Origin of the sequence: Ferruginibacter paludis (genome assembly GCF_030409685.1) — a bacterium.
Classification (GTDB): Bacteria; Bacteroidota; Bacteroidia; order Chitinophagales; family Chitinophagaceae; genus Ferruginibacter; species Ferruginibacter paludis.
Genome location: NZ_JAUFQJ010000024.1, coordinates 318772 through 342533, shown reverse-complemented (window position 1 = coordinate 342533; position 23762 = coordinate 318772). Strand labels below are relative to the sequence as shown.

Genomic DNA, 23762 nt, shown 5'->3' with positions numbered 1-23762 from the left:
ACATAAACTCTGATAATTATTAACGAATGCCAAACAACACGTATGATGCGATTGTGGTAGGTTCAGGTATTAGTGGTGGTTGGGCTGCCAAAGAACTTACAGAAAAGGGATTGAAGGTTTTGATGCTGGAACGTGGTCGCGATATTGAACATGTGAAGGACTATGTAAATGCCAATAAAGAAGCATGGGATTATCCGCACCGTGGCGAACGCACCCAGCAAATGATAAAGGATTACCCGGTACTGAAAAGGGATTATCCATTAAACGAAACCAACCTCGATTATTGGGCTAGTGACAAAGACAGCCCCTATACAGAAATAAAACGCTTCGATTGGTTCAGGGGATATCATGTAGGTGGACGATCGCTGATGTGGGGACGTCAAAGTTACCGCTGGAGCGATTTTGATTTTGAAGCCAACCTGAAAGATGGAGTTGCGATCGACTGGCCAGTAAGATACAAAGACATTGCTCCCTGGTATGATTACGTAGAAAAGTTTGCTGGCATCAGTGGTTCAAGAGATGGCCTGCCACAACTACCTGACGGACAATTTATGCCGGCCATGGATATGAATATTGTGGAGAAGGATGTGAGTGAGCGGATGAACAAACATTACAACAGTTACAGGAAAATGATCATCGGCCGTACGGCCAATATTACTGAAAAATTACCCGGACGAACCAATTGCCAATACAGGGATAAATGCTGGCTCGGATGTCCCTTCGGTGCCTACTTCAGCACCCAATCATCTACTCTACCGGCAGCGAGGGCTACCGGAAATCTTACACTACGGCCATGGAGTATTGTTACAAAAATTTTATACGATAAAGATAAAAAAAGAGCTACCGGGGTGGAAGTACTGGATGCACAGGACAACAAGACTTATGTATACAATTCCAAAATAGTATTTCTGAATGCATCTACTTTAAATAGTGCCTGGGTACTGATGAATTCTGCCACCGATGTTTGGGAAGGCGGATTAGGAAGTAGTAGCGGAGAACTTGGGCACAATATAATGGATCATCACCTGGGTGTTGGTGCAAGTGGTTTGGTTGAAGGTTTTGAAGATAAGTATACGTTCGGTCGTCGTGCCAACGGTATTTATATTCCCCGTTATCGTAACTTATTTGGCGACAAAAGAGATTACCTGCGGGGCTTTGGTTACCAGGGGGGGGCAGGCCGCGATGGATGGGGAAGAAATATTCCGGAGTTTACCATTGGTGGCGACTTTAAAGATGCTGTTGCTGAACCCGGCGCATGGAGTATGGGTATGGGTGGTTTTGGAGAAACATTGCCTTATCATGAAAATATGATAACGCTGGATAAAACCAAAAAAGATAAATGGGGTTTGAATGTACTGGCGATGGATATTGAGTACAAAGAGAATGAAAAAAAGATGCGCATCGACATGCAGAAAGATGCAGAAGAAATGCTCACCATTGCCGGTGTTAAAAACGTAACCAGTTACATGGGCGATGGAACGCTGGGTCGTGGTATACATGAAATGGGATCTGCACGAATGGGAAGGGATCCTAAAACATCAGTGCTGAACAGTTTTAACCAGGTATGGGATGCACCCAATGTATTTGTAACCGATGGTTCTTTTATGACGTCGGCCGCTTGTCAGAATCCGTCACTAACTTATATGGCTTTTACGGCAAGGGCAGCCGATCATGCAGTAAGCGAATTAAAAAAAATGAACTTATAATTTATAAACTATTCCGGTAACGACAACCGGAGCCAAACAAAAAAAGATAATTATGCCACAGGATTCAACCAATGTGAACAACAAGGCAGTGACTCAAAATACGTATGATGCTATCGTGGTAGGTTCCGGTATCAGCGGAGGATGGGCTGCAAAAGAATTGACAGAAAAAGGATTGAAAGTATTGTTGCTGGAAAGAGGCCGCGATATTGAACACGTAAAGGATTATGTAAACGCCAATAAGGAAGCGTGGGATTATCCGCACCGTGGCAGGCGCACCCAGCAAATGATCAAGGATTATCCTGTACTAAAAAGAGATTACCCTTTAAATGAAACTAACCTGGATTATTGGGCCAGTGATAAAGACAGTCCTTACACAGAAATTAAGCGTTTCGACTGGTTTCGTGGCTACCATATGGGTGGCCGTTCATTGATGTGGGGAAGACAAAGTTATCGCTGGAGCGATTTTGACTTTGAAGCAAATTTAAAAGATGGGGTTGCTATTGACTGGCCTGTAAGATATAAGGACATTGCTCCCTGGTACGACTATGTTGAAAAATTTGCAGGCATCAGCGGATCAAGAGATGGTTTGGCTCAATTGCCCGATGGGCAGTTTATGCCTGCAATGGATATGACGATTGTGGAGAAAGATGTGGCTGCCAGAATTAAAGAACATTATAAAGGAAAACGTGCGATGATTATTGGCCGTACTGCAAATATTACCCAGCCATTACCTGGCCGTACCAACTGCCAGTACAGAAATAAATGCTGGCTGGGATGCCCGTTTGGTGCTTATTTTAGCACACAGTCTTCTACTTTGCCGGCGGCTAAAGCTACTGGAAATCTTACGGTTCGTCCATGGAGTATTGTTACAAAAGTGTTGTACGATAAAGATAAAAAGAAGGCAACAGGTGTGGAAGTGCTGGATGGCGAGAACAACAAGACTTACACATACAACGCAAAAATTATATTCTTAAATGCTTCCACTTTAAACAGTGCCTGGGTATTGATGAATTCTGCCACCGATGTTTGGCAAGGCGGGTTGGGAAGCAGTAGTGGCGAGTTGGGCCATAATATTATGGACCATCACCTGGGCGTGGGCGCAGGCGGACAAGTAGAAGGATATGAAGATAAATATATTTTCGGCCGTCGTGCCAACGGTATTTATATTCCAAGGTACCAGAATTTATTCGGCGATAAAAGAGACTACCTGCGTGGCTTTGGTTACCAGGGAGGAGGCAGCAGGGAAGGTTACAGCAGATCTGCAGAAGAATTGTCTTTAGGCGCTGATTTAAAAGAGGCATTATCGGAACCAGGTTCATGGACAATGGGAATTGGTGGCTTTGGAGAAACATTGCCTTACCACGAAAATTTTGTAACGCTGGATAAAACGAAAAAAGATAAATGGGGATTGAACGTATTGGCGATGGATATTGAGTATAAAGAGAACGAGAAAAAAATGCGTAAAGACATGCTTGCTGACGCCATCGAAATGCTGGAAGCCGCAGGCGTAAAAAATGTAAAAGGTCGTGAAGGGGATGGGACTTTAGGGAGAGGTATTCATGAAATGGGTTCGGCACGTATGGGCAAGGATCCTAAAACATCTGTCCTTAACAGCTTTAACCAAATATGGGATGCACCCAATGTTTTTGTAACAGACGGTTCATTTATGGTATCTGCAGCCTGTGTAAACCCATCTTTAACTTATATGGCGTTTACTGCAAGAGCAGCTGACCATGCGGTGAGTGAATTGAAAAAAGGAAACCTTTAGCGGTTATATGTTTTAGGTTATAAGTTATAAGTGTGTGTGCTCATAGGTTTGGAGCTCCTTTTTGAATTTTTATTTTTTAATTTGTTAACATGCCCGGGGATTCAACCAATATAAATAATAAGGCCGTGGTCCAAAATACTTACGACGCAATCGTGGTGGGTTCGGGTATTAGTGGCGGTTGGGCTGCCAAAGAATTGACAGAAAAAGGCTTAAAAGTGCTAATGCTGGAGCGTGGCCGGCCACACGAACATATTAAGGATTATAAAACAGCCAGTAAAGATCCCTGGGAATTTGAGCACAGGGGTCACACCACATTACAACAACGGAAAGATTACCCCGTAATTCACCGCGGTTGGGCCGCCAGTGAACCTGTTATGGATTCCTGGGCCAGTGAAAAAGATTGTCCTTACACAGAAGTAAAACCATTTACGTGGTGGCGCAGTTACCAGTTAGGTGGCCGCTCGGTTTTATGGGGCAGGCAAAGCTACCGCTGGAGCGATTTTGATTTTGAAGCCAATGCAAAAGATGGCGTAGCGATAGACTGGCCCATAAGATATAAGGATCTGGCACCCTGGTACGATTATGTTGAAAAATTTGCTGGCATCAGCGGTTCCATGGAAGGATTGGCGCATCTGCCGGATGGACATTTTTTACCGCCAATGGATTTAAACATCGTGGAAAAAGATGTTGCTGCAAGAATAAAACAGCAGTTTAAAAACAGGTACATGATCATCGGGCGCACGGCTAATTTAACGGCACCACTGCAGGCCAGAACCCAATGCCAGTACCGCAACCGCTGCTGGGAAGGTTGTCCTTTCGGCGGCTACTTCAGCACACAGTCGTCTACCCTGCCAGCTGCACAAGCTACGGGTAATATTACAGTCCGGCCATGGAGCATTGTTACTAAAATTATCTATGATAAGGACAGCAAGAAAGCAAAGGGCGTAGAAGTGCTGGATGCGGAAACCAATAAAACATATGAGTTCTTTAGTAAGATCGTATTTTTAAATGCATCTACTCTAAATTCAGCTTGGGTGTTAATGAATTCTGCCACGGATGTTTGGGCTGATGGATTGGGCAGCAGCAGTGGCGAACTCGGCCACAATATCATGGATCATCATTACAATTTAGGCGCCTCCGGTACGGTAGAAGGCTATGAAAATGAGACCACATTTGGACGCCGTGCCAACGGATTTTACATTACCCGGTTTGCAAATTTGTATGGCGATAAAAGAGATTACCTGCGTGGCTTCGGTTACCAGGGCAGTGCTTCCCGCCAGGGTTGGAGCAGGGAAATAGCCGAGATGAATATTGGCAGCAATTTTAAAGAAGCATTGACAGAACCGGGCTCCTGGACCATTGGAGCCACCGGCTTCGGCGAGATATTACCTTATCATGAGAATAAAATAACTTTGGATAAAACAGTAAAAGATAAATGGGGATTGCCGGTGCTTGCCATGGATGCAGAAATTAAAGAGAACGAATTAAAAATGCGCAAGGATATTTTAACAGACTTGGTAGCTATGTTTGAAGCATCGGGCGTTAAAAATGTAAAGACACATGATACGGGTCACGCTATGGGCCATGGTATTCATGAAATGGGTACGGCAAGAATGGGAAAAGATCCCAAAACATCTGTGTTAAATAAAAACAACCAGCTTTGGGATTGTCTGAACGTATTTGTAACGGATGGAGCCTGCATGACTTCTTCTGCATGTCAGAATCCCTCTTTAACTTACATGGCGCTGACTGCAAGGGCTGCGGATTTTGCGGTGAACGAACTTAAAAAAGGAAATTTATAACAATCATATAAAAACTATCAATATGGAAAGAAGAGAGCTATTAAAAATGATTGCGGCCTTAACGGGCGGCGCATTCATTGGTGGTGAATTGCTCACCAGTTGTAAAAGCGGGCCCATGGTTGGCGGTCCCACATTCGGCGAAGCAGATACCGCTTTTTTGGATGAAGTTGCTGAAACCATTTTACCTGCCACCAAAACTCCGGGTGCAAAAGCAGCCAAAGTGGGCCAGCTTATGGTAGTGATGGTGAATGATACTTATGAAGATAAGGATCAGAAAATCTTTCATGAAGGCATTGGTAAACTGGAGGAAGCAAGTAAAAAAGCAAACGGCAAATCTTTCCTGGAAGCTACCCCTGAACAGCGCACAGCTTTACTAACAGGCCTTGATAAGGAAGCCAAAGATTACCAGAAAAGCAAAAAGCCGGAAGACCCCGCTCATTATTTTACTATGATGAAACAGTTAACGCTGTTCGGGTACTTTACTTCAAAAGAAGGTGCGACACAGGCGTTGCGCTACATAGCGGTACCGGGCCATTATGATGGTGCTTATCCATACAAAAAAGGTGATAAGGCCTGGGCTACCTAGTATTGATATTTTGCCTGCTAAGAACTAATTAATCATTTTGCCCAAAGAATTTTCTTTGGGCAAAATGATATGTACAGGACTTTATAAAAACGATGATGAAAAAAATTGCCCTCGCAGTATTCCTTTTTCATGTTGCCCCATTAATACTGATGTCGCAGACAACTATCCCGCTTTACAAAGACAAGATACCCAACAGCAAACCTGCGCCGGATGAAGAAAAATCGGAACAGCAAAATGGGATATTGATCATCAGTAAGGTATCAAGGCCTACGCTTACAATTTATCTTCCGCCAAAAGAAAAAGCAACCGGCGCCGCAGTGGTAATTTGTCCCGGTGGTGGCTATGCTGTTTTAGCAGCAGGGCACGAAGGTGCCGATTTTGCGAAGAAATTTGTGGAGATGGGTGTGGCGGCTTTTGTTGTAAAGTACCGAATTCCCAACAGTACAACAATGGTGAATCCCGAAATTGGTCCGTTGCAGGATGCGCAACAAGCTATTAAAACTGTTCGGGAGGGAGCACAAAAATGGAACATCAATCCTGCAAGCATTGGCATCATGGGGTTTTCCGCCGGTGGCCATCTTGCCTCAACAGCAGGAACTCATTTTAATAAAGCTGTTATTGAAAATCCAAACAACACCAGCCTTCGCCCGGACTTTATGTTATTGATTTATCCTGTGATCAGTTTCACAGACAGCCTTGCTCATATGGGCTCCCGCGAAAACCTGGTTGGTAAAAACCCATCTGCTGAAAAAATAATTGAATATTCCAACGAGTTGCAGGTAACGGATAAAACACCTCCCACTTTTTTACTGCATGCGAGTGATGATGGTGCGGTAAGAGTTCAAAACAGTGTAGAATTTTACCTGGCCTTACTAAAAAATCATGTTGATGCAGAGATGCATCTGTACGAAAAAGGCGGGCATGGATTTGGATTGCATCTGAAAAACAAAAATGAGCAATGGATGGACCGGTGCAAAAACTGGATGCAGAATCATGGCTGGGTTGCACCATAGATATTCAATACGATGGGTGTTAATATGGGCCGCTTTAAATCTTAAAATTAAAAAAACACACACATGCTTACACGCAGAAAATTTATTCAGCAAAGCTCATTGCTTGCGGCTGGTTTAATGGTTAATAAAACAGACCTTTTTAAAATGCATAAAGATCTCGGGTTACAATTGTACACCGTAAGGGATGAAGTGAAAGATTTAAAAAATGCACTTCGAAAAATATCAGCGGCTGGTTACACCAACCTTGAATTGTTTGGTTACAACAACCGAATGTATTTTGGCAATACCGTTGCGCAGTTTTCCGCTATGCTAAAGGAAAATAATTTAAAAACAGTCAGCGGCCATTATGGCTTATCCGATATGTTGCATGCACCAGACTACAACTGGAATACCTGGAAATACCTGATTGAAGATGCTACCTTGTTGGGCCATAAATACATTACCATCCCTTATTTGGACGATAAACACAGAACAGGCGATGATTTTAAAAGGATTGCGGAACGTCTTAATAAAGGTGGCGAATTGAGTGCAAAAGCTGGTATTACTACAGCTTACCACAACCATAATTTTGAATTTGAAAAAGAAGGCGATATTACCAAGTACGAGATACTGCTCAATAATACGGATGCCAAACTGGTAAAGTTTGAAATGGATTTGTATTGGGTTGAAAACGCAGGGCAAAATCCTGTTGACTGGTTTAAAAAATATCCGGGTCGTTTCCCGATGTGGCACATTAAAGATATGGAGGCGCCCAGTGCAACAGGTGCCAAAGGCCAAACCTGCGAAGTGGGTAAGGGAGTAATTGACTGGAAAAAAATATTTGCAGCCAAAAATATTGCAGGCCTTGATTATACTTTTGTAGAACAGGAACAATACAGGCACCCTGTGTTTGATTGCATTAAAACCAGTGCAGATTACATGAAAAAGAATTTGTTGAAATAAAAAGCACCAAATTAGTTGAATGGCCGTGTAGCTTTTAGCTATCCGGCCATTTTTTTCTTGTCTGTCAAATAAACAGACGGGTCAAATATCAATGCTGCTTTTAAATTTATATTTACCAAGTCTACAAATCAATAGACAACATGCTACTAATATGAAGGCAACTATTGCTGCATGCCGGGACATACAGCAATTTTCAGGTATTGAAAAGTGAATCAGCACACTTCAAAAAGCAGTACCATTGCATTAAAACCGATAAAAAGTGAAAATGTAAATAGCGCATGCAAAATACTGCCCCAATGTTAACCGGCATAAAATTTACGGAATCAGTAAAAGCGGTTCATAAAAATTAAAAATGAGTTACACACCTTCTTCTACACGATATGAGACTATGCCATATAACCGTTGCGGAAAAAGCGGCATACTTTTACCGGCTATTTCGCTTGGCTTATGGCATAACTTTGGCGGCGTAGATAATTTTGAAACCGGCCGTGTCATTATACGTGCGGCTTTTGATAAGGGCGTTACACACATCGATCTTGCAAACAATTATGGCCCCCCTCCCGGCTCTGCGGAAGAAAATTTCGGCAGCATTTTGAAAAAGGATTTCCCTGGCTATCTACGCGACGAATTGATTATTTCCAGCAAGGCAGGTTATAACATGTGGCCTGGCCCGTATGGCGACTGGGGGTCCCGAAAATATTTAATAGCGAGTCTTAACCAAAGTTTGCAACGCATGCAATTGGATTACGTGGATATTTTCTATTCCCATCGTCCGGATCCAAACACGCCGCTGGAAGAAACAATGATGGCCCTGCATGATATTGTTAAAAGTGGTAAGGCATTGTATGCGGGCTTATCCAACTACCGGTTGCCCGAAGCAAAACAGGCCATTCAAATACTAAAAGACCTTGGTACGCCATGCCTCATCCATCAACCAAAATATTCTATGTTTGAAAGATGGGTAGAAGATGGCCTGGTGGATGAGCTCGAAGCCAACGGCATTGGATGTATCCCGTTTTCTCCCCTGGCCCAGGGCTTGCTGACCAACAAATATTTGCAGGGAAATATTCCTGAAGAATCAAGAGCAGCGAAGGCGCATGGTGCGTTGCAACCGAGTGCCATTACGCCGCAGGTTTTATCTCAATTAAATGCTTTGAACAATCTGGCTCAAAAGCGTGGACAATCGCTTGCACAAATGGCGCTGGCATGGATATTAAAAGATAAAAGAATAACTACAGTTTTGATAGGGGTAAGCTCTGTTGCACAATTAAATGACAATCTTGCCACATTAAATAATCTGGCTTTTACTAACGACGAACTAACTGCCATCGAAAAAATTTTGAAGGCAGGTTAGTTGATAAGGCGGATACACAAAGGATAATTTTTAATTTTGTATTAGCAATATGGTCAAAAGCAGGCAACTTAAACAACCTGCTTTTGTCTTAGAAACTTGTATAAGTATATTGTAAAAATTAAGCAGGTTTTAAAATCAGTTTCCGCTATTTGTACTATCTTGTTTTATAGTATTTATTTCTTTTAATGCTCCCGTATTTTGTTAAAATATTTTAACGGTAATTTTTTAAAAAGCAGGGATTTTATCTTGCGGATTGTACCGGAAAAGTAGCTTGTAATCACTAACCAATGAGTAACAACCAATCACCGCTGTTATCCCTATTTTTAAAAAAAATTGACCTTTACAAGAATATATCGTTAGTTTTGCGATAGTTTACTACGCAACTATTGATATATGGACTGTAAAGAAATGCCGGATACGCTTGGTTTTATGATTGTTCACACGGGTAAACTGTTGTTGAAAACAATCAATGGAGCCTTTTCCGGTATCACAAAAGATATCACCTTTGAGCAATTAGGGGTGTTATATTATTTGTCACGCAGCACAACCAAAGAAATGATACAGCAGGATATTGCCACGGTGATGGACAAAACTAAATCTGCAATATTGCGGTCCATTGACATTTTAGAAGAAAAAGGATTTGTGAAAAGATTACCGGTAGCAGGAGACAGGAGGAAAAATGTAATTGAGCTAACCTCAACAGGAAAATCAATCATTGATATTATGCACGGAAAGTTTTTGGGGCAGGACGGAATTTTAAAGGAAGGAATCAGCGAAAAAGACGTGGAAACCTGTATGGACGTACTCGCAAAAATTCAGGAAAAGTGTAAGTAGCAGTCTGATAAAAATGAAAGAGTACCAATATTTTTTGTAATTATATCGCTTAAGGAAACATTTTAAAACACTGCAATGACTAATAAAACCTTGCTAGAGAAAGTATCCGCTTTCAAAACTGCTGAAAATTTAAAAGCAGCTGACATTTATCCTTTTTTCAGGCCACTGGAGAGTGACCAGGACACTGAAGTAATTATTGCCGGTAAACGGGTGCTTATGTTTGGCTCAAACAGTTACCTTGGTTTAACCAATCATGCAGCTGTAAAAGATGCAGGGAAAAAAGCCATCGAAAAATATGGCAGTGGCTGCGCCGGCTCCAGGTTTTTAAACGGAACACTCGATTTACATATTGAACTTGAAGCAGCATTGGCCCAGTTTGTTGGCAAAGAAGCTGCGTTGGTTTTTAGTACAGGCTACCAGGTAAATGTGGGCGTACTTTCTGCTTTAGGGGGAAGAACAGATTATATATTTTCAGACGAATTAAACCATGCCTGCATTATCGACGGCGCCCGTTTATCTTTTTCCAAATTGTATAAATATGGCCATTCTGATATGGCGCATCTTGAAAAATTATTGAGCAATGTGCCTTACGAAGCATTTAAAATAATTGCTACAGACGGTGTGTTCAGCATGGAAGGTGATATATCTAAATTAGACGAGATTTCTGCCCTGGCTAAAAAATACAATGCGTCCATTTTCCTGGATGATGCACATTCTCTCGGTGTTCTCGGACCTGCTGGACAGGGAACTGCCGCTCACTACAACATCACGCATAATGTCGATCTTATAATGGGAACATTCAGTAAATCGCTGGCTTCTATCGGTGGCTTTATTGCAGCTGACAAAGTGATTATTGAATACCTGAAACACCATGCCCGCTCTTTAATTTTCAGCGCCAGCATTACACCGGCAGCTACTGCAAGTGCTTTAGCTGCATTGACTGTATTAAAAAATGAGCCGCAGAGAATTGAAAAATTATGGGCCAATACCAACTATGCACTGGATGCTTTTAAGAAAGCTGGTTTTGACATCGGCTTGTCCGAATCACCCATCATTCCGATTTTTGTAAGAGATAATGAGAAAACTTTCTTAATGGCGAAAATGCTGATGGATGAAGGCATTTTTGTAAACCCTGTGGTTTCTCCAGCGGTTAGCAGCGACTCATCTATGATCCGGTTTTCATTAATGGCTACGCATTCCTTTAAACAAATTGATTATGCGGTAGAGAAAATTAAAAAGGTTTCTTACAAATTGAAAGTGCCTTTACTAAAAGTAAAAAGAGCATGATTGAAATAAAGAAGGTCGAAAGCAAAAAGCAGTTGGCTGCTTTTGTAGATTTTCCGCATGAGTTATACCGGGGCGATAAAAATTATGTTCCCGAACTGCACATTGCCCAGCGGGACATTCTCACACCTGGCAAACATCCTTTTCACAATCATTCATCCATGCAGCTTTTCCTGGCTTACAAAAACGGAGTGCTAACAGGGCGTATTGCAGCTATTTTGAATAACAATCACAATAAATTCAATAATGTAAGTGAAGGATTTTTCGGTTTTTACGATCTGTACAATGATCCCGAAGTATCAAAAAAATTATTGAACGAAGCAGAAAAATGGCTGGTTGCATATGGTGCAACTAAAATGATCGGGCCGGTTAATCCATCTACAAATGAAACTGCGGGTTTACTGGTTGAGGGATTTGATTCTCCTGCAGTTGCTATGATGACTTATAATAAGCCGTACTATCTTGATTTACTGACTGCAGAAGGGTTTACAAAAAATATTGATCTCTTAGCATATGATTTGCCCACAAACGTCGTAGATAAAAAGTCAATTAAGTTAAAAGAATTACTGGCTCAAAGGCTGAAGGATAGAAATATTACTGTTAGAAATATTAACCTTAAAAATTTTGATACCGAGGTAAAAAATATTTTAAAAGTATACAATGCAGCCTGGCAGGAAAACACCGGTTTTGTACCTATGACGGACGATGAATTCAGGTACCTGGCAAAAGATTTGAAACTGATACTGGACAAGGATTTTGCTTTTGTTGCTGAGTACGAAGGAAAAGCAATTGGATTCGCACTGGCAATTCCAGACATTAACCAGGTATTGATTAAAATAAAAAATGGCCGGTTATTGCCCACTGGTATTTTTAAATTATTGTTTGGTAAAAAGAAAATAGATTATGTAAGGGTGATAGCTCTGGGCGTGAATAAGGAATACAGAAGGGTAGGCATTGAAGCTTTTTTTTACTCAGAAATCATTCAGCGTGCAATGGATAAAAAAATAAAAGGCGGCGAAGCGTCCTGGATTTTGGAGAACAACGAAATGATGAATAACGGGCTGTTAAAAATGAACGCCAGGGTGTACAAGCGGTATAGAATTCTTGAAAAAGCAATATGATTGAAAATGTCCTGATAACAGGTGCCAGTGGTTTTTTAGGGTATCATTTAATAACAGCGGCACTTGAAAAAAATCTGTCAGTGTATGCTGCGGTAAGAAAGAACAGCAGGATTGATCACCTGAAAGCATTGCCGGTTAAATTTGTCTTTCTAGATTACAATGATGTTGAGGATATGGCTAAAATCCTTGCTGACATTAACATTCATTATATAATTCATGCCGCTGGTGTAACAAAAGCTGTTAAGCAGCAGCATTACAATGATATCAACGCCGGTAATTCGGTCAACCTGGCCAGGGCGGCGGAAATCAGCAAAGTACATTTTAAAAAAATGGTATTTATCAGCAGCCTTGCTGCGGCTGGCCCGGCAACTGATTTGGCTGATACTATTACAGAACAAAAAGAACCAAGGCCGGTTACTGCATATGGAAGAAGCAAGTTGTTAGCTGAGAATGAACTGTCAAAATTGAACATACCACTTGTTACCTTGCGGCCGACAGCTGTTTATGGTCCGGGTGATAAAGATATTTTTATAATGCTGAAAACGGTTAGCAGGGGCATGGATCCTTACATGGGACGGATTGCTCAGCAACTTAGTTTTGTTCATGCAGCAGATGTGGCAACAGTAGCAGTGCAGTCTCTGTTTTGTGATGCGAAAGGTGTTTATAATATTACGGATGGCAATAAGTACGGCAGGTATGAATTTGCAGATATCACAAAAAAAATATTAAAGAAAAAGGCATTGCGGTTTCATATACCAATGCCTTTAATAAAAGTATTGGCTTATTTTTTGGAAACTGCCAATGGCTGGATAAACAAGCCTGCGGTAATTAACAGGGAAAAATTACACGAACTGGCGGCCACTAACTGGTATTGCGATATCAGTAAAGCAAGAAAAGATTTAAACTTTAAACCAAAATTCAGTCTTACAAACGGATTACAAAATAGCATAGACTGGTATAAAAAAAACAGGTTGTTGTGAAAGGAATTTGGAGTGGATTTTTAAATAAAACAGCTGATTGCCGTAAGCTTGTTGAAAGACTGTAATGAAGATTTATAAAACAATAGCATCTGTACTGGGCATAGGTTACGTAGGTAAGGGAGGCGGTACAATTGCGGCTTTGTTATATTGTATTATATGGTTATTGCTGCCTGCCGCCTATACAGATTCAGTCTGGCAGATGGTAATAACCATTTTTATTATTGTGGCGGGTATTATATGCGGTAACGAAGTAGATGCGGTTTGGGGAAAAGACAGCAGTAAGGTGGTGATAGATGAAGTAGCCGGGATGGCCATTGCTTTATTATTTGTGCCACATAAACTGGCGTACGCTTTTATTGCCCTTGTGCTTTTCAGGTTTTTTGATATTGTGAAACCGCTTGGAATAAAATACCTGGAAAAGTGGCCTGGCGGTTGGGGCGTAATGGCGGATGATATACTGGCGGGCATTTATGCTCTGATATTTATTCAACTGCTATTGCAAATTCAATATTTTTTGTAATGAAAACATTTCTAAAAGTAAATGTGGCTTCTTTAACTGCCAGTTTTTGCGATTACCTTGTGACCATTTTGCTGGTTAAGTTTTTATCTGCAGATCCGTTAATGGCGGGCGTTACGGGAACAGTTGTTGGCGGATTTGTAAATTTTTTAATTGGCAGGCATTGGGTTTTTAAGGTACGCGACCACTCAATGGGATTACAAGGCAGAAGATACCTTATAACATGGACGGGAAATTTATTTTTAAATACCGCCGGATTATATGTGCTGATTAAGCTGTTTAAAATTCAATATATAATTGCGAAAGTCACTGTTTCAATTATTGTGGCTTTTACATACAATTACCACATTCAGAAAAGGTATGTGTTTAAAAACAAGGGATGAAAATTAAAAATTGCCGGACGAAGCTGGGTGTGTTATTTTTTTTAATGCTGATGTGTGCCATTACAGTAACTGCTCAAACTTCGGTTAAAGGTTTTATAAGAGATGCTGTTACCCAGGAGCCGCTTGCATTTGTAAGTGTTTATTTCCAGGGAGGCAACGGCGTGACCAGTAATGACGACGGCAGCTACTCTATATCATCCAATAATGGCAGGTATACAGCGCTTGTATTTTCTTACACCGGTTACAAAAAAATAACAAAAAAAATTGTCCCGGGTACAGAGCAAACAATCAATATTGATCTGGAGACTACAAATTCTTTAAGCACGGTTGTTATAAAAGCAAAACGTGGTAAGTACAGAAATAAAAACAATCCTGCGGTAGAGTTAATCGACAAAGTAATTGCCAATAAAGAAAAAAACAGGATAACCGCTTATGACTATGTACAGTACCAGCAATACGAAAAGCTTGGTCTTTCTTTGACAAATAAGCCGGAAAAAATAATGAATAACCGGTTGTTTAAAAACTATAAGTTTATTCTTGAAAATGTAGATACTACAACGCTTGAAGGCAAAGCGTTGGTGCCCGTATACCTGGAAGAAAAACTAGCTCAAAACTATTACAGAAAAAATCCGCTTAAAAACAAGTCTTACATACTGGCATCCAAAAAAGTGAATTATGGAGATTTAATTGATGATAAGGGGATCACCTCTTACCTTAAAAGGTTGTATGCTGACATCAATATTTATGATAACAATATTGTTGTTTTAACCTCCCAATTCCTGAGTCCCATTGCCGATATGGCGCCGACATTTTACCGTTTTTTTATTACCGATACAGTTGAAAACGATGGTATCAAACTCATCAAACTAAACTTTATGCCCCGCAATACTACTGATCTTTTATTCAGGGGGGTAATGTATGTAACACTCGACGGCAATTATGGCGTGCAAAAAATTAATTTATCCGTCAGTAAAAAAGCAAATCTTAACTGGGCAAGAGAATTAAAGATTGACCAGAGCTTTGAAAAAAATCCGGCAGACGGAAGGTATCATGTAATAAAGAGCAGTATGAAGGCTGAGTTTGCACTTCGCCAGAATTCAGCTTCCGGTATACTTGGTGAAAGAACGGTATCATTTAAAAATTTTGAAATTAATAAACCAGCTGCAGACACTACATATACAGGCAGTGATGAGGTCATAGTAAATACCCCCGGAAGTGAAAGCGACAGTTTCTGGATATCCAGCAGGCACCAGCAATTATCTAATGTAGAAGCAAAAGTGTATTCCAATATCGACAGTCTAAAAAACATGAAGTCGTTTAAGAATACACTCAAAATTGCCACCTTGCTTTTTTCAGGCTGGATTAAATTTGGTCCGATTCAGATCGGCAATACAAATACTTTTTACAGCTTTAATTCCCTGGAAGGTTTCAGGGCTAAGGTAGGTGGCCGTACCACCACTGATTTTAGCAAAAGATTTTACCTGGAAGGTTATGGCGGCTATGGTTTTAAAGATAAGAAATACAAATACTTGCTTGCCGGTGCTTATTCTTTCAATGCCAAATCAATTTACACCTACCCGCTTAATTATGTAAAGTTTACCCGCCAGTATGAAACAGCTTTGCCCGGTCAGGAATTGGTTTTTGCACCGGAAGATAATTTTTTACTGTCTTTTAAAAGAGGTACAACTGATAAATGGTTTTACCAAAGCAGCTATAAGCTGGAGTATGTGCACGAATTTGGTAAAAACTTTACATACAAAATCCGCTACCAAAATTTAAAACAAACGCCGGCCGGCTCATTAGTTTTTGAAAAGCCTGCCAATATGGGATTAGATACTATACAAAACATTACCACTTCAGAATTTACTGCGGAATTAAGGTGGGCGCCGAATGAACAATTTTACCAGGGCATCAATTTCCGTACGCCTATCCGGAACAAATTTCCCATTTTTACACTGCGGTTACAAGATGGGATAAAAGGCTTTTTAAAGGGTCAGTATAATTACCAGCAGCTAACACTCGCCATTGCTAAACGATGTTATTTATCCCAGCTGGGTTATCTCGATGTAACGCTGGAAGGCGGTCATATTTTTGGGCAGGTGCCTTTTCCTTTGCTGGATATTCATCGTGCCAATCAAAGTTATGCCTATCAGCTCAATGCATATAACCTGATGAATTTTATGGAATTTGTAAGTGATAATTATGCAGCCGTTAATACTGATTTGTATTTAAATGGTTTTATTTTTAATAAGATTCCATTACTAAAAAAATTGAAACTGAGAGAAGTGGGTAGCTTTAAAATATTGTATGGTGGCTTAAGGGATGAAAATAATCCTGCAAAAAACCAGGATGTATATAATTTCCCAAAAGCCGGGCCATTGGGGGTTCCAACAACTTATTCATTAAGCAGGGCTCCGTATATGGAAGCAAGTGTAGGCATTGCAAATATTTTTAAGTTTTTACGGGTTGATCTTGTAAAAAGACTCGCCTACCTTGATCACCCCGACATTTCAACCTGGGGAATAAGAACGAGGGTTAAGTTTGATTTTTAATCATTAAAAGTTGAAAGTATGGAAGATACTTTGGTAAGAGACAAGCTGCAAAAAGGAATTTATAAAGTAATTAATCCACTGGTAATGGGATTGATAAAAATTGGATTTACGCCAAACCTGGTAACAGTTACCGGGCTTGTATTAAATATTATGGTGGCGATTGTATTTATAAAAGGCGCCGAACAGGGTAACCGCGGCGATCTTTCCTACGTGGGTTGGGCTGGGGCATTGATTTTATTTGCCGGGCTGTTTGATATGCTCGACGGGCAGGTAGCCAGGTTGGGAAATATGAGTTCGTCTTTCGGCGCTTTGTTCGATTCCGTGTTGGACAGGTACAGCGAATTAATTATGTTTTTAGGTATTTGTTATTATCTGGTGTCGCATCACTATTTTATAAGTTCACTGGCTGCATTTATTGCCATGATCGGCTCTATGATGGTAAGCTATATCCGGGCACGAAGTGAAGGGTTAGGTATTCAGAACAGCGGAGGGTTAATGCAAAGGCCGGAAAGGGTGATTCTTTTGGCTTTATCTGCCATTGCATGTGGCATTACCGGTCACTTTATTGGGGGGAATTATAAATATTATGTGCCTGGCATTTCTTTTCATGTATTTGAAACGATGACGATTTTTACCCTGCCAATAGCAGTAATGGCAGTATTAACTAATATAACAGCAATTAAAAGACTAAGGAATGCAAAAAAAGCATTGGAGGCTAAAGGCCGGTAAACGAAAATTTATGAATTTAAAAAGATTATTTTTTATTGTAATTCTATTCATTGGTGAGCTTGTATTTAACTTTGCATTAGCGCAGGAAAAAGTTTTTCCTGTGCCGGAAGGCAATGCTAAACAGCTGTTTTTTTTGCAACGCACCCCTAATACCAATACCATAGTATGTGAATTAAATTATAAAGACGGAACGGTAGATAAAGAAGATCCCATTCGTGTTTTCTGGATACGCTACCAGGAAAAAGGGCAAATAGAAGACCTGAGTTATATACAAAGGAAATTCGCCTATGGGGTAAAGTCAAAAGCAATTGGTGAAAATAAGTACGAACTTAATTTTGTATCGTACAAAAAATACAAAATGTACCTGATGCTGTCGGCCGATAATCAATATCATGTGTTCACTACCATCAATAAAAAGCCTGCGATACTAACACGTATTTATGTTGCTATCAAGGGCGGCTCATTTTGGTCACCCAATGTGGAGTATGTTGAAGTGAGCGGAGTTGATCCGGCAACGCATTCACCGGTAACAGAGCGGTTAAAAATTTAATTCTACCATTTAAATTGACAGCAATGAAAAAGACATATGTTTCAAATTCTGAGGAATCGATAAGGATGTTTAAGAGTGATTTGATGGAAAGCCTTTCCAAGGTTCATTTTGCTGTACCCTTATTTATTTTTGTACCAGCTATTTTTATTTTCATATACAAAGCCTTTTCAGCAGGTGCAAGTTTTATAAATTTTGGATTGTATTTTTTAATCGGCCTGGGAGTGTGGACGTTAACAGAATATGTTATGCACCGTTTTATTTTTCATTACCATCCAACTTCTGAATTTGGTAGAAAAGTACACTTTATATTTCACGGCGTTCACCATGATTATCCCAGGGATAAAAAACGCTTGGTTTTACCTCCATCGGTAAGTATTCCGCTGGCTACTTTGTTCTATTTTTTGTTTAAAAGCTTCCTGGTATCGCAATTGTTGTTTTCATTTTTTCCGGGATTTTTACTGGGCTACTTGTGTTATGATATGCTTCATTACGCTATGCACCATCATAATTTTAAAAGTGGCATCATGAAAAAAATTAAGCAGCATCACATGCTGCACCATTATCAGGATCCTGATAAGGGTTATGGCGTTAGCAGTTCGCTTTGGGATATCATTTTGCGAACTGGTTTTTCCAGGCAATCCAATAAAAGTTAATGACAAAAAATGTTACTGGTTTTTATTCTGTTAAGCAGGCAGCAATTGTAATTTGTATTGTTGCCATATACCTGCTGGTTTCATTTTTTTTAATTGGGTTTAATTCGGACCAGCTGGTATTATCGGCCATATTTTGTGTAGCTTATTTTGGTACCGCTATCAGCCGTAAATTTATCATTGGCTTTGCGATATTTATCGTGTATTGGATCATTTTCGATTACATGAAAGCCTTTCCCAATTATGTTTTTAATACGGTCAATATTAAACAGCTTCACCAGGCTGAACTAACCATCTTCGGTATTCATGCTAACGACCAAATAGTTACGCCCAATGAATTTTGGCTGCAACACCACAACTCGTTCCTGGATGTGCTGACAGGTATATTTTACCTATGCTGGATACCCGTACCATTGGCTTTTGCAGGTTGGTTATTTTTTAAAGATAAAGAGCTTTTTTTACAGTTTTCCCTCACTTTTGTACTGGTAAATTTTATCGGGTTTGTTATTTATTATGCTTACCCGGCGGCACCTCCGTGGTATTTTCAGCAATACGGTGCGTTGTTTAATGCTCATACACCGGGCAACAGTGCCGGCCTGCAACGGTTTGATGATTTTTTTAACGCAGGTATTTTTAAAAGCATCTATGCCAAAAGCAGCAATGTGTTTGCGGCAATGCCTTCACTGCATTCTTCTTACCCTGTGATTGTGCTGTACTATGGTCTGCGGGAAAAACTTGGCTGGATCAACATATTATTTGCTATTGTAATGGTGGGTATTTGGTTTGCCGCCGTGTATACAAGCCATCATTACTTGCTGGATGTATTGGCCGGCATTGCCTGTGCTATAGCAGGGATTGTTATTTTTCAGAAAATTATTTTACGATCCAGGCCAGTTCAAAACTTTGTGCGGTATTATCTTTCTAAAATATAATAGAATGGCAAGAAGTAATATCAAAGACACCTACGCCAATTTATCTAATACTTATTTTAAAATCTAAAACTTCCCTTACCTCCAAATGGTTTAAATATTATATGAATTATTATTGGAAAATAAAACATGAAACGATGAATGCAATGGATGTTATTATTCCTGTATTTTCAGTTTTAGGTTTGGTTAAAGAAAATCTTTCCGCAATTGCACTATAACGATCTCTGTTTACATACACTTATTTATAAACCTGCATAGTTCCTAAGCCAAGTAATATAAACCATATACTACCTATGTGTACATCCTTGTCACGAAGAATGGTAAAACCAATTAACTCGTTAACTCCCGTTAAAAACATCATGTTAGCTGAGCCCATAGCATATATGGCTCTTTCTAGTGGAGTACTCCATTTAAGTTTGTCCTTATTTTTATTGAACCAGTATGTCAGATGAAAAATTAAAAAATCAAGAATTGCCATAAATATTCAATCTGTTTAGAATTTTTTAGCTCAGGTATGTGTCCCAGCATTATACTTCATTCACCTAACGTTATGGCTTTGCCCTGAAATATCTTTTCAGATAAATGCCCGGCAGATTTTTGAATCGTTAATTTTTTAAAAAAGGCGCTCAAAAATTGAGCGCCCAATATCAGCCAACTTGCATCACCTGTCAGGCAATCAGTTTATTTATTTCATCTACCAATTCAGCTTTTGTAATAGGAATACCCATGATTTTATTGTATGCTTTTGCATCTACAAAATATACATCGCGGATAATTTTTACCAGCTGCCCGTTATTAATTTCAGGTATTAAAACATGATCGAAGTTTTTGATAATATCGCCCAGGTTTTTTGGGAAAGGACGAATGTACCTGAGATGAGCATGAGATACTTCAACACCTTTATCCTGTAATTCTTTGCACGCGCTTTTGATAGTACCGTAGGTGCTTCCCCAACCCAATACCAACACTTTTCCTTTTTCAGCACCGCTGTCTAATTTTTGTTCCGGTATATGTTCTGCAATCAGGTCTACCTTTTTTTGCCTGGTCTTCACCATGTGCTGGTGGTTCTCGGTATCATAACTGATATTACCGGTAACGTCTTGTTTTTCCAACCCACCTACCCGGTGTTCTAAACCTGGTGTGCCGGGTATGGCCCATGGCCGAACCAGTCTCTCATCTCTTTTATAAGGTTGAAATTTGCCATTGGCATCCAGGTCCGAAGCATTGTTTTGAGATGCATAAGACACTTTTATTTCCTGTAATTCCGCAGCAGATGGAAATTTCCATGGCTCGGCACCATTGGCAATATAACCATCACTTAATAAAATTACCGGCGTCATGTGTTGCAGACTGATTCTAACTGCTTCGTAGGCTGCGCCAAAACAATCACTTGGTGTTGATGCGGATACGATGGGCATTGGGCATTCGCCATTGCGGCCATAATAAGCCTGCATCAAATCACTCTGTTCTGTTTTGGTTGGTAAGCCGGTGCTGGGTCCGCCACGCTGGATATTTATTATAATCAAAGGAATTTCCAGCATTACAGCCAACCCCATGGCTTCCGCCTTCAGTGCCATGCCCGGGCCGCTGGTTGTTGTAACGGCAAGGTTGCCACCATAACTTGCACCGATGCTGGAAGCAATCGCTGCGATTTCATCTTCAGCCTGGAATGTTTTAATGCCAAAATTTTTATACTTGCTTAGTTCATGTAAAATATCGCTGGCAGGTGTAATAGGGTAGCTGCCTAAAAATAAGGGCAGACCGCTTTTTTGCCCGGCGGCAATTAAGCCGTAAGATAAAGCCTGGTTGCCCATGATAGAACGGTAAGTACCGGCTTCCATTTTTGCTTTCTCCACCTTGTAACGGGTAGTAAAAGTTTCGGTGGTATCGCCATAATTATAACCAGCCTGCAAGGCTTTTATATTACTTTCAAAAATCTCTGGTTTCTTTCCAAATTTTTCTTTTATAAACTGAATGGTATTTTCCATGTCGCGGTTGTACATCCAGTATAAAAAGCCCAGTACAAACATATTTTTTGCTCGGTCTTTTTCCTTCATACCCATGGTAAAATCCTTCAGGGCTTCACGGGTCATTTTGGTAACATCCATTTTGATCAGCTGGTAGCTGTCAAGGCTGTGATCTTCCAATGGATTAACACCTTCGGGATAATTGGCCAGGCGCAGGTTTTTTGAATCAAACCCTTCAATGTTAGCTATAATAATACCACCCGCTTTAAGGGTTTTTAAATTCACTTTTAAGGCAGCCGCATTCATTGCTACCAATACGTCACTGGCATCGCCGGGAGTAAAAATACGGTCGCTGCTAAAGCGCAACTGGTAACCACTCACGCCGGGAACAGTGCCGATGGGGGCACGTATCTCGGCCGGGAAATCCGGGAAAGTCGCCAGGTCAATGCCCAGCAAGGCAGTGTTGTTGGTAAACTGGCTTCCGGTCAATTGCATACCATCGCCGCTATCGCCTGCAAATTTGATTACTACTTCGGGTAAAACCTGGTCTGATCTCATATGTTTTTATAAATTACTGCAAGTTACAACCATTTCTATTTGTGCCAACTGGCTTTGATCTTTATATTGGGCAGCAAAGAGGAAGAATTGGCGCAAAATTAGCCAATTCACCAACGCTGATTGCAAAAAAATATTGGATAATGCGCAATATTATTAAAACACTAAAAATTCGTAGCCTGGCATTCTCTGAAGAGAAAAATTAACAGCACCGCAATAAATCAGTTACAACAGCTGTTATAAATTGAATTAATTTTACACCCTAAAATAACAACTATGTCTTTATTCAAATCAGGAAATCCTGCTTTATCAGAGAAAAATTTTCAATCGGTTTTTGTTGGCGCCAACAGCGACACTATGACGCTAAGGGGAACCCTCAATAAGTTTGGATTTATGTTGCTGATGCTGATGGGATCGGCTTTTTATTCATGGAAAGAATATGCCCGCGGAGGAAATGTGCAGCCACTGATCTGGATTGGTTTAATCGGCGGTTTAATTCTGGCTTTTGTAATTATTTTCAAAAAAGAATGGGCTGGTTATCTTGCTCCTTTATATGCTTTGATGGAAGGGCTTTTTTTAGGCGCCATCTCTGCCATGTACAACGATGCGTTTGCAACCAAAGCACCCGGTATTGTAATGAATGCAGTGGGCTTAACTTTTGGTACTGCTATCGCCATGTATTTTTTATACAGCTTTAAAATCATCCGGGCTACGGAGAAATTTAAGGCGGTTATTATTATGGCTACAGCAGGTATCGCCATCTTTTATTTGATTGCAATGGTATTAAGAATGTTCAGCGTTGACATCGCATTTTTGCATGAAGGGTCTTTAATGGGCATCGGCTTTTCACTGGTGGTGGTTGTAATCGCCGCACTGAACCTCATTTTAGATTTCGATATGATTGAGCAGGGATCTGCGGCCGGCGCACCCAAATATATGGAGTGGTACGGCGCATTTGGTTTAATGGTGACCATCGTTTGGTTATACCTCGAAATATTAAGATTACTGGCAAAACTGAGCGACAGGAAATAACCAGTTTAAAATTATACAATTAAAAACGGCTGACTCTTCTTTTGAGTCAGCCGTTTTGTTTTTCACAAACTATCTATCAGTTCCTTCACTTTTCCTTTTATAAAATCCCTTACTTCGTTAAACTGTGCCGGTTCCATGTGTTTAGGATCGGGTATTTGCCAATCGATAAATTGTTTGGCGGGCATCCACGGACAGGCATCGCCGCAGCCCATTGTCACCACAGCATCAAAGGGCGCAAAGGCTTTTACTTCATCCAGGCTTTTACTGTCGTGTGTACTTAAATCGTAGCCCAGTTCTTTCATGGCCGCAATGGCTTTAGGGTTTACAATGCCACTTGGTTTACTGCCTGCACTGTAAGCCTCTACTTTATCACCTCCAATAATCTTTGCAAAGGCCTGGCTCATTTGCGAGCGGTTGCTGTTTTCGATGCAAACAAAAAGCAGTTTCTTCGGCTCCGCTTGATTGCCTCCGGTACAAGAATTTGTCATCACTAAAATGATTTGTGTTG

General features: G+C 40.4%; 23 protein-coding genes. 20 read left to right on the top strand and 3 right to left on the bottom strand.

Annotated features, from left to right (window positions below; translation table 11 throughout):
- Nucleotides 1-26 precede the first annotated feature (26 nt).
- The 18 genes from QWZ08_RS25915 (at nucleotide 27) to QWZ08_RS25830 (ending at nucleotide 19703) form a co-directional block, all read left to right on the top strand.
- A complete protein-coding gene (locus QWZ08_RS25915) occupies nucleotides 27-1706 on the top strand; it encodes a GMC oxidoreductase (protein WP_290340616.1) in 1680 nt (559 codons plus the stop codon).
- Nucleotides 1707-1758: 52 nt separating this feature from the next.
- Entirely contained in the window at nucleotides 1759-3474 is a 1716-nt protein-coding gene (locus QWZ08_RS25910) for a GMC oxidoreductase (protein ID WP_290340615.1), read from the top strand.
- A gap of 89 nt (nucleotides 3475-3563) precedes the next feature.
- On the top strand, nucleotides 3564-5276 hold the full coding sequence (locus tag QWZ08_RS25905; protein ID WP_290340613.1) for a GMC oxidoreductase: 1713 nt from the start codon (nucleotides 3564-3566) through the stop codon (nucleotides 5274-5276).
- A 22-nt stretch (nucleotides 5277-5298) separates the two neighbouring features.
- A complete protein-coding gene (locus tag QWZ08_RS25900; protein WP_290340612.1) occupies nucleotides 5299-5862 on the top strand; it encodes a gluconate 2-dehydrogenase subunit 3 family protein in 564 nt (187 codons plus the stop codon).
- Nucleotides 5863-5954: 92 nt separating this feature from the next.
- A complete protein-coding gene (locus tag QWZ08_RS25895; protein WP_290340611.1) occupies nucleotides 5955-6875 on the top strand; it encodes an alpha/beta hydrolase in 921 nt (306 codons plus the stop codon).
- 63 nt (nucleotides 6876-6938) lie between these two features.
- Nucleotides 6939-7817: a sugar phosphate isomerase/epimerase family protein gene (locus tag QWZ08_RS25890; RefSeq protein ID WP_290340610.1), complete on the top strand. Its 879-nt coding sequence runs from the start codon at nucleotides 6939-6941 to the stop codon at nucleotides 7815-7817.
- 352 nt (nucleotides 7818-8169) lie between these two features.
- Complete coding sequence (gene mgrA / locus QWZ08_RS25885) at nucleotides 8170-9171, top strand: L-glyceraldehyde 3-phosphate reductase (RefSeq protein ID WP_290340608.1); 1002 nt, start codon at nucleotides 8170-8172, stop codon at nucleotides 9169-9171.
- Nucleotides 9172-9564: 393 nt separating this feature from the next.
- The gene (locus tag QWZ08_RS25880; protein ID WP_290340607.1) at nucleotides 9565-10005 is read left to right on the top strand and encodes a MarR family winged helix-turn-helix transcriptional regulator; all 441 of its coding nucleotides are present in this window, start codon (nucleotides 9565-9567) and stop codon (nucleotides 10003-10005) included.
- Nucleotides 10006-10080: 75 nt separating this feature from the next.
- The gene (spt, locus tag QWZ08_RS25875; protein WP_290340606.1) at nucleotides 10081-11292 is read left to right on the top strand and encodes a serine palmitoyltransferase; all 1212 of its coding nucleotides are present in this window, start codon (nucleotides 10081-10083) and stop codon (nucleotides 11290-11292) included.
- A complete protein-coding gene (locus QWZ08_RS25870) occupies nucleotides 11289-12410 on the top strand; it encodes a hypothetical protein (RefSeq protein WP_290340605.1) in 1122 nt (373 codons plus the stop codon). Before spt ends, QWZ08_RS25870 begins: the two co-directional genes overlap by 4 nt.
- Nucleotides 12407-13390, top strand: coding sequence for an NAD-dependent epimerase/dehydratase family protein (locus QWZ08_RS25865; protein ID WP_290340604.1), 984 nt, complete (start codon nucleotides 12407-12409; stop codon nucleotides 13388-13390). The genes QWZ08_RS25870 and QWZ08_RS25865 overlap by 4 nt, the downstream gene beginning before the upstream one ends.
- A gap of 64 nt (nucleotides 13391-13454) precedes the next feature.
- The gene (locus tag QWZ08_RS25860; RefSeq protein ID WP_290340603.1) at nucleotides 13455-13910 is read left to right on the top strand and encodes a phosphatidylglycerophosphatase A family protein; all 456 of its coding nucleotides are present in this window, start codon (nucleotides 13455-13457) and stop codon (nucleotides 13908-13910) included.
- On the top strand, nucleotides 13910-14290 hold the full coding sequence (locus QWZ08_RS25855) for a GtrA family protein (protein WP_290340601.1): 381 nt from the start codon (nucleotides 13910-13912) through the stop codon (nucleotides 14288-14290). Before QWZ08_RS25860 ends, QWZ08_RS25855 begins: the two co-directional genes overlap by 1 nt.
- Complete coding sequence (locus tag QWZ08_RS25850; protein WP_290340600.1) at nucleotides 14287-16842, top strand: DUF5686 and carboxypeptidase-like regulatory domain-containing protein; 2556 nt, start codon at nucleotides 14287-14289, stop codon at nucleotides 16840-16842. Before QWZ08_RS25855 ends, QWZ08_RS25850 begins: the two co-directional genes overlap by 4 nt.
- An 18-nt stretch (nucleotides 16843-16860) precedes the next feature.
- Nucleotides 16861-17571 carry a CDP-alcohol phosphatidyltransferase family protein gene (locus QWZ08_RS25845; protein ID WP_290340598.1) on the top strand — a complete coding sequence of 237 codons (711 nt, stop codon included), beginning with the start codon at nucleotides 16861-16863 and terminating at the stop codon, nucleotides 17569-17571.
- A gap of 10 nt (nucleotides 17572-17581) precedes the next feature.
- Nucleotides 17582-18121 carry a DUF4833 domain-containing protein gene (locus QWZ08_RS25840; protein ID WP_290340597.1) on the top strand — a complete coding sequence of 180 codons (540 nt, stop codon included), beginning with the start codon at nucleotides 17582-17584 and terminating at the stop codon, nucleotides 18119-18121.
- A 23-nt stretch (nucleotides 18122-18144) separates the two neighbouring features.
- Nucleotides 18145-18774 carry a sterol desaturase family protein gene (locus QWZ08_RS25835; RefSeq protein WP_290340596.1) on the top strand — a complete coding sequence of 210 codons (630 nt, stop codon included), beginning with the start codon at nucleotides 18145-18147 and terminating at the stop codon, nucleotides 18772-18774.
- The gene (locus QWZ08_RS25830; protein ID WP_290340595.1) at nucleotides 18774-19703 is read left to right on the top strand and encodes a phosphatase PAP2 family protein; all 930 of its coding nucleotides are present in this window, start codon (nucleotides 18774-18776) and stop codon (nucleotides 19701-19703) included. The genes QWZ08_RS25835 and QWZ08_RS25830 overlap by 1 nt, the downstream gene beginning before the upstream one ends.
- A 235-nt stretch (nucleotides 19704-19938) precedes the next feature.
- Here the strand turns inward: QWZ08_RS25830 and QWZ08_RS25825 are convergent, their stop codons facing one another.
- On the bottom strand, nucleotides 19939-20178 hold the full coding sequence (locus QWZ08_RS25825) for a hypothetical protein (RefSeq protein WP_290340594.1): 240 nt from the start codon (nucleotides 20176-20178) through the stop codon (nucleotides 19939-19941).
- 190 nt (nucleotides 20179-20368) lie between these two features.
- Nucleotides 20369-22225 carry a 2-oxoacid:acceptor oxidoreductase subunit alpha gene (locus tag QWZ08_RS25820; protein ID WP_290340593.1) on the bottom strand — a complete coding sequence of 619 codons (1857 nt, stop codon included), beginning with the start codon at nucleotides 22223-22225 and terminating at the stop codon, nucleotides 20369-20371.
- Nucleotides 22226-22266: 41 nt separating this feature from the next.
- Here QWZ08_RS25820 and QWZ08_RS25815 point away from each other — a divergent pair, with 41 nt between their 5' ends.
- On the top strand, nucleotides 22267-22428 hold the full coding sequence (locus tag QWZ08_RS25815; RefSeq protein WP_290340592.1) for a hypothetical protein: 162 nt from the start codon (nucleotides 22267-22269) through the stop codon (nucleotides 22426-22428).
- A 70-nt stretch (nucleotides 22429-22498) separates the two neighbouring features.
- Nucleotides 22499-23254: a Bax inhibitor-1/YccA family protein gene (locus QWZ08_RS25810; protein WP_290340590.1), complete on the top strand. Its 756-nt coding sequence runs from the start codon at nucleotides 22499-22501 to the stop codon at nucleotides 23252-23254.
- 62 nt (nucleotides 23255-23316) lie between these two features.
- Here the strand turns inward: QWZ08_RS25810 and QWZ08_RS25805 are convergent, their stop codons facing one another.
- On the bottom strand, nucleotides 23317-23742 hold the full coding sequence (locus QWZ08_RS25805; RefSeq protein WP_290340589.1) for an arsenate reductase ArsC: 426 nt from the start codon (nucleotides 23740-23742) through the stop codon (nucleotides 23317-23319).
- Nucleotides 23743-23762: the final 20 nt, after the last annotated feature.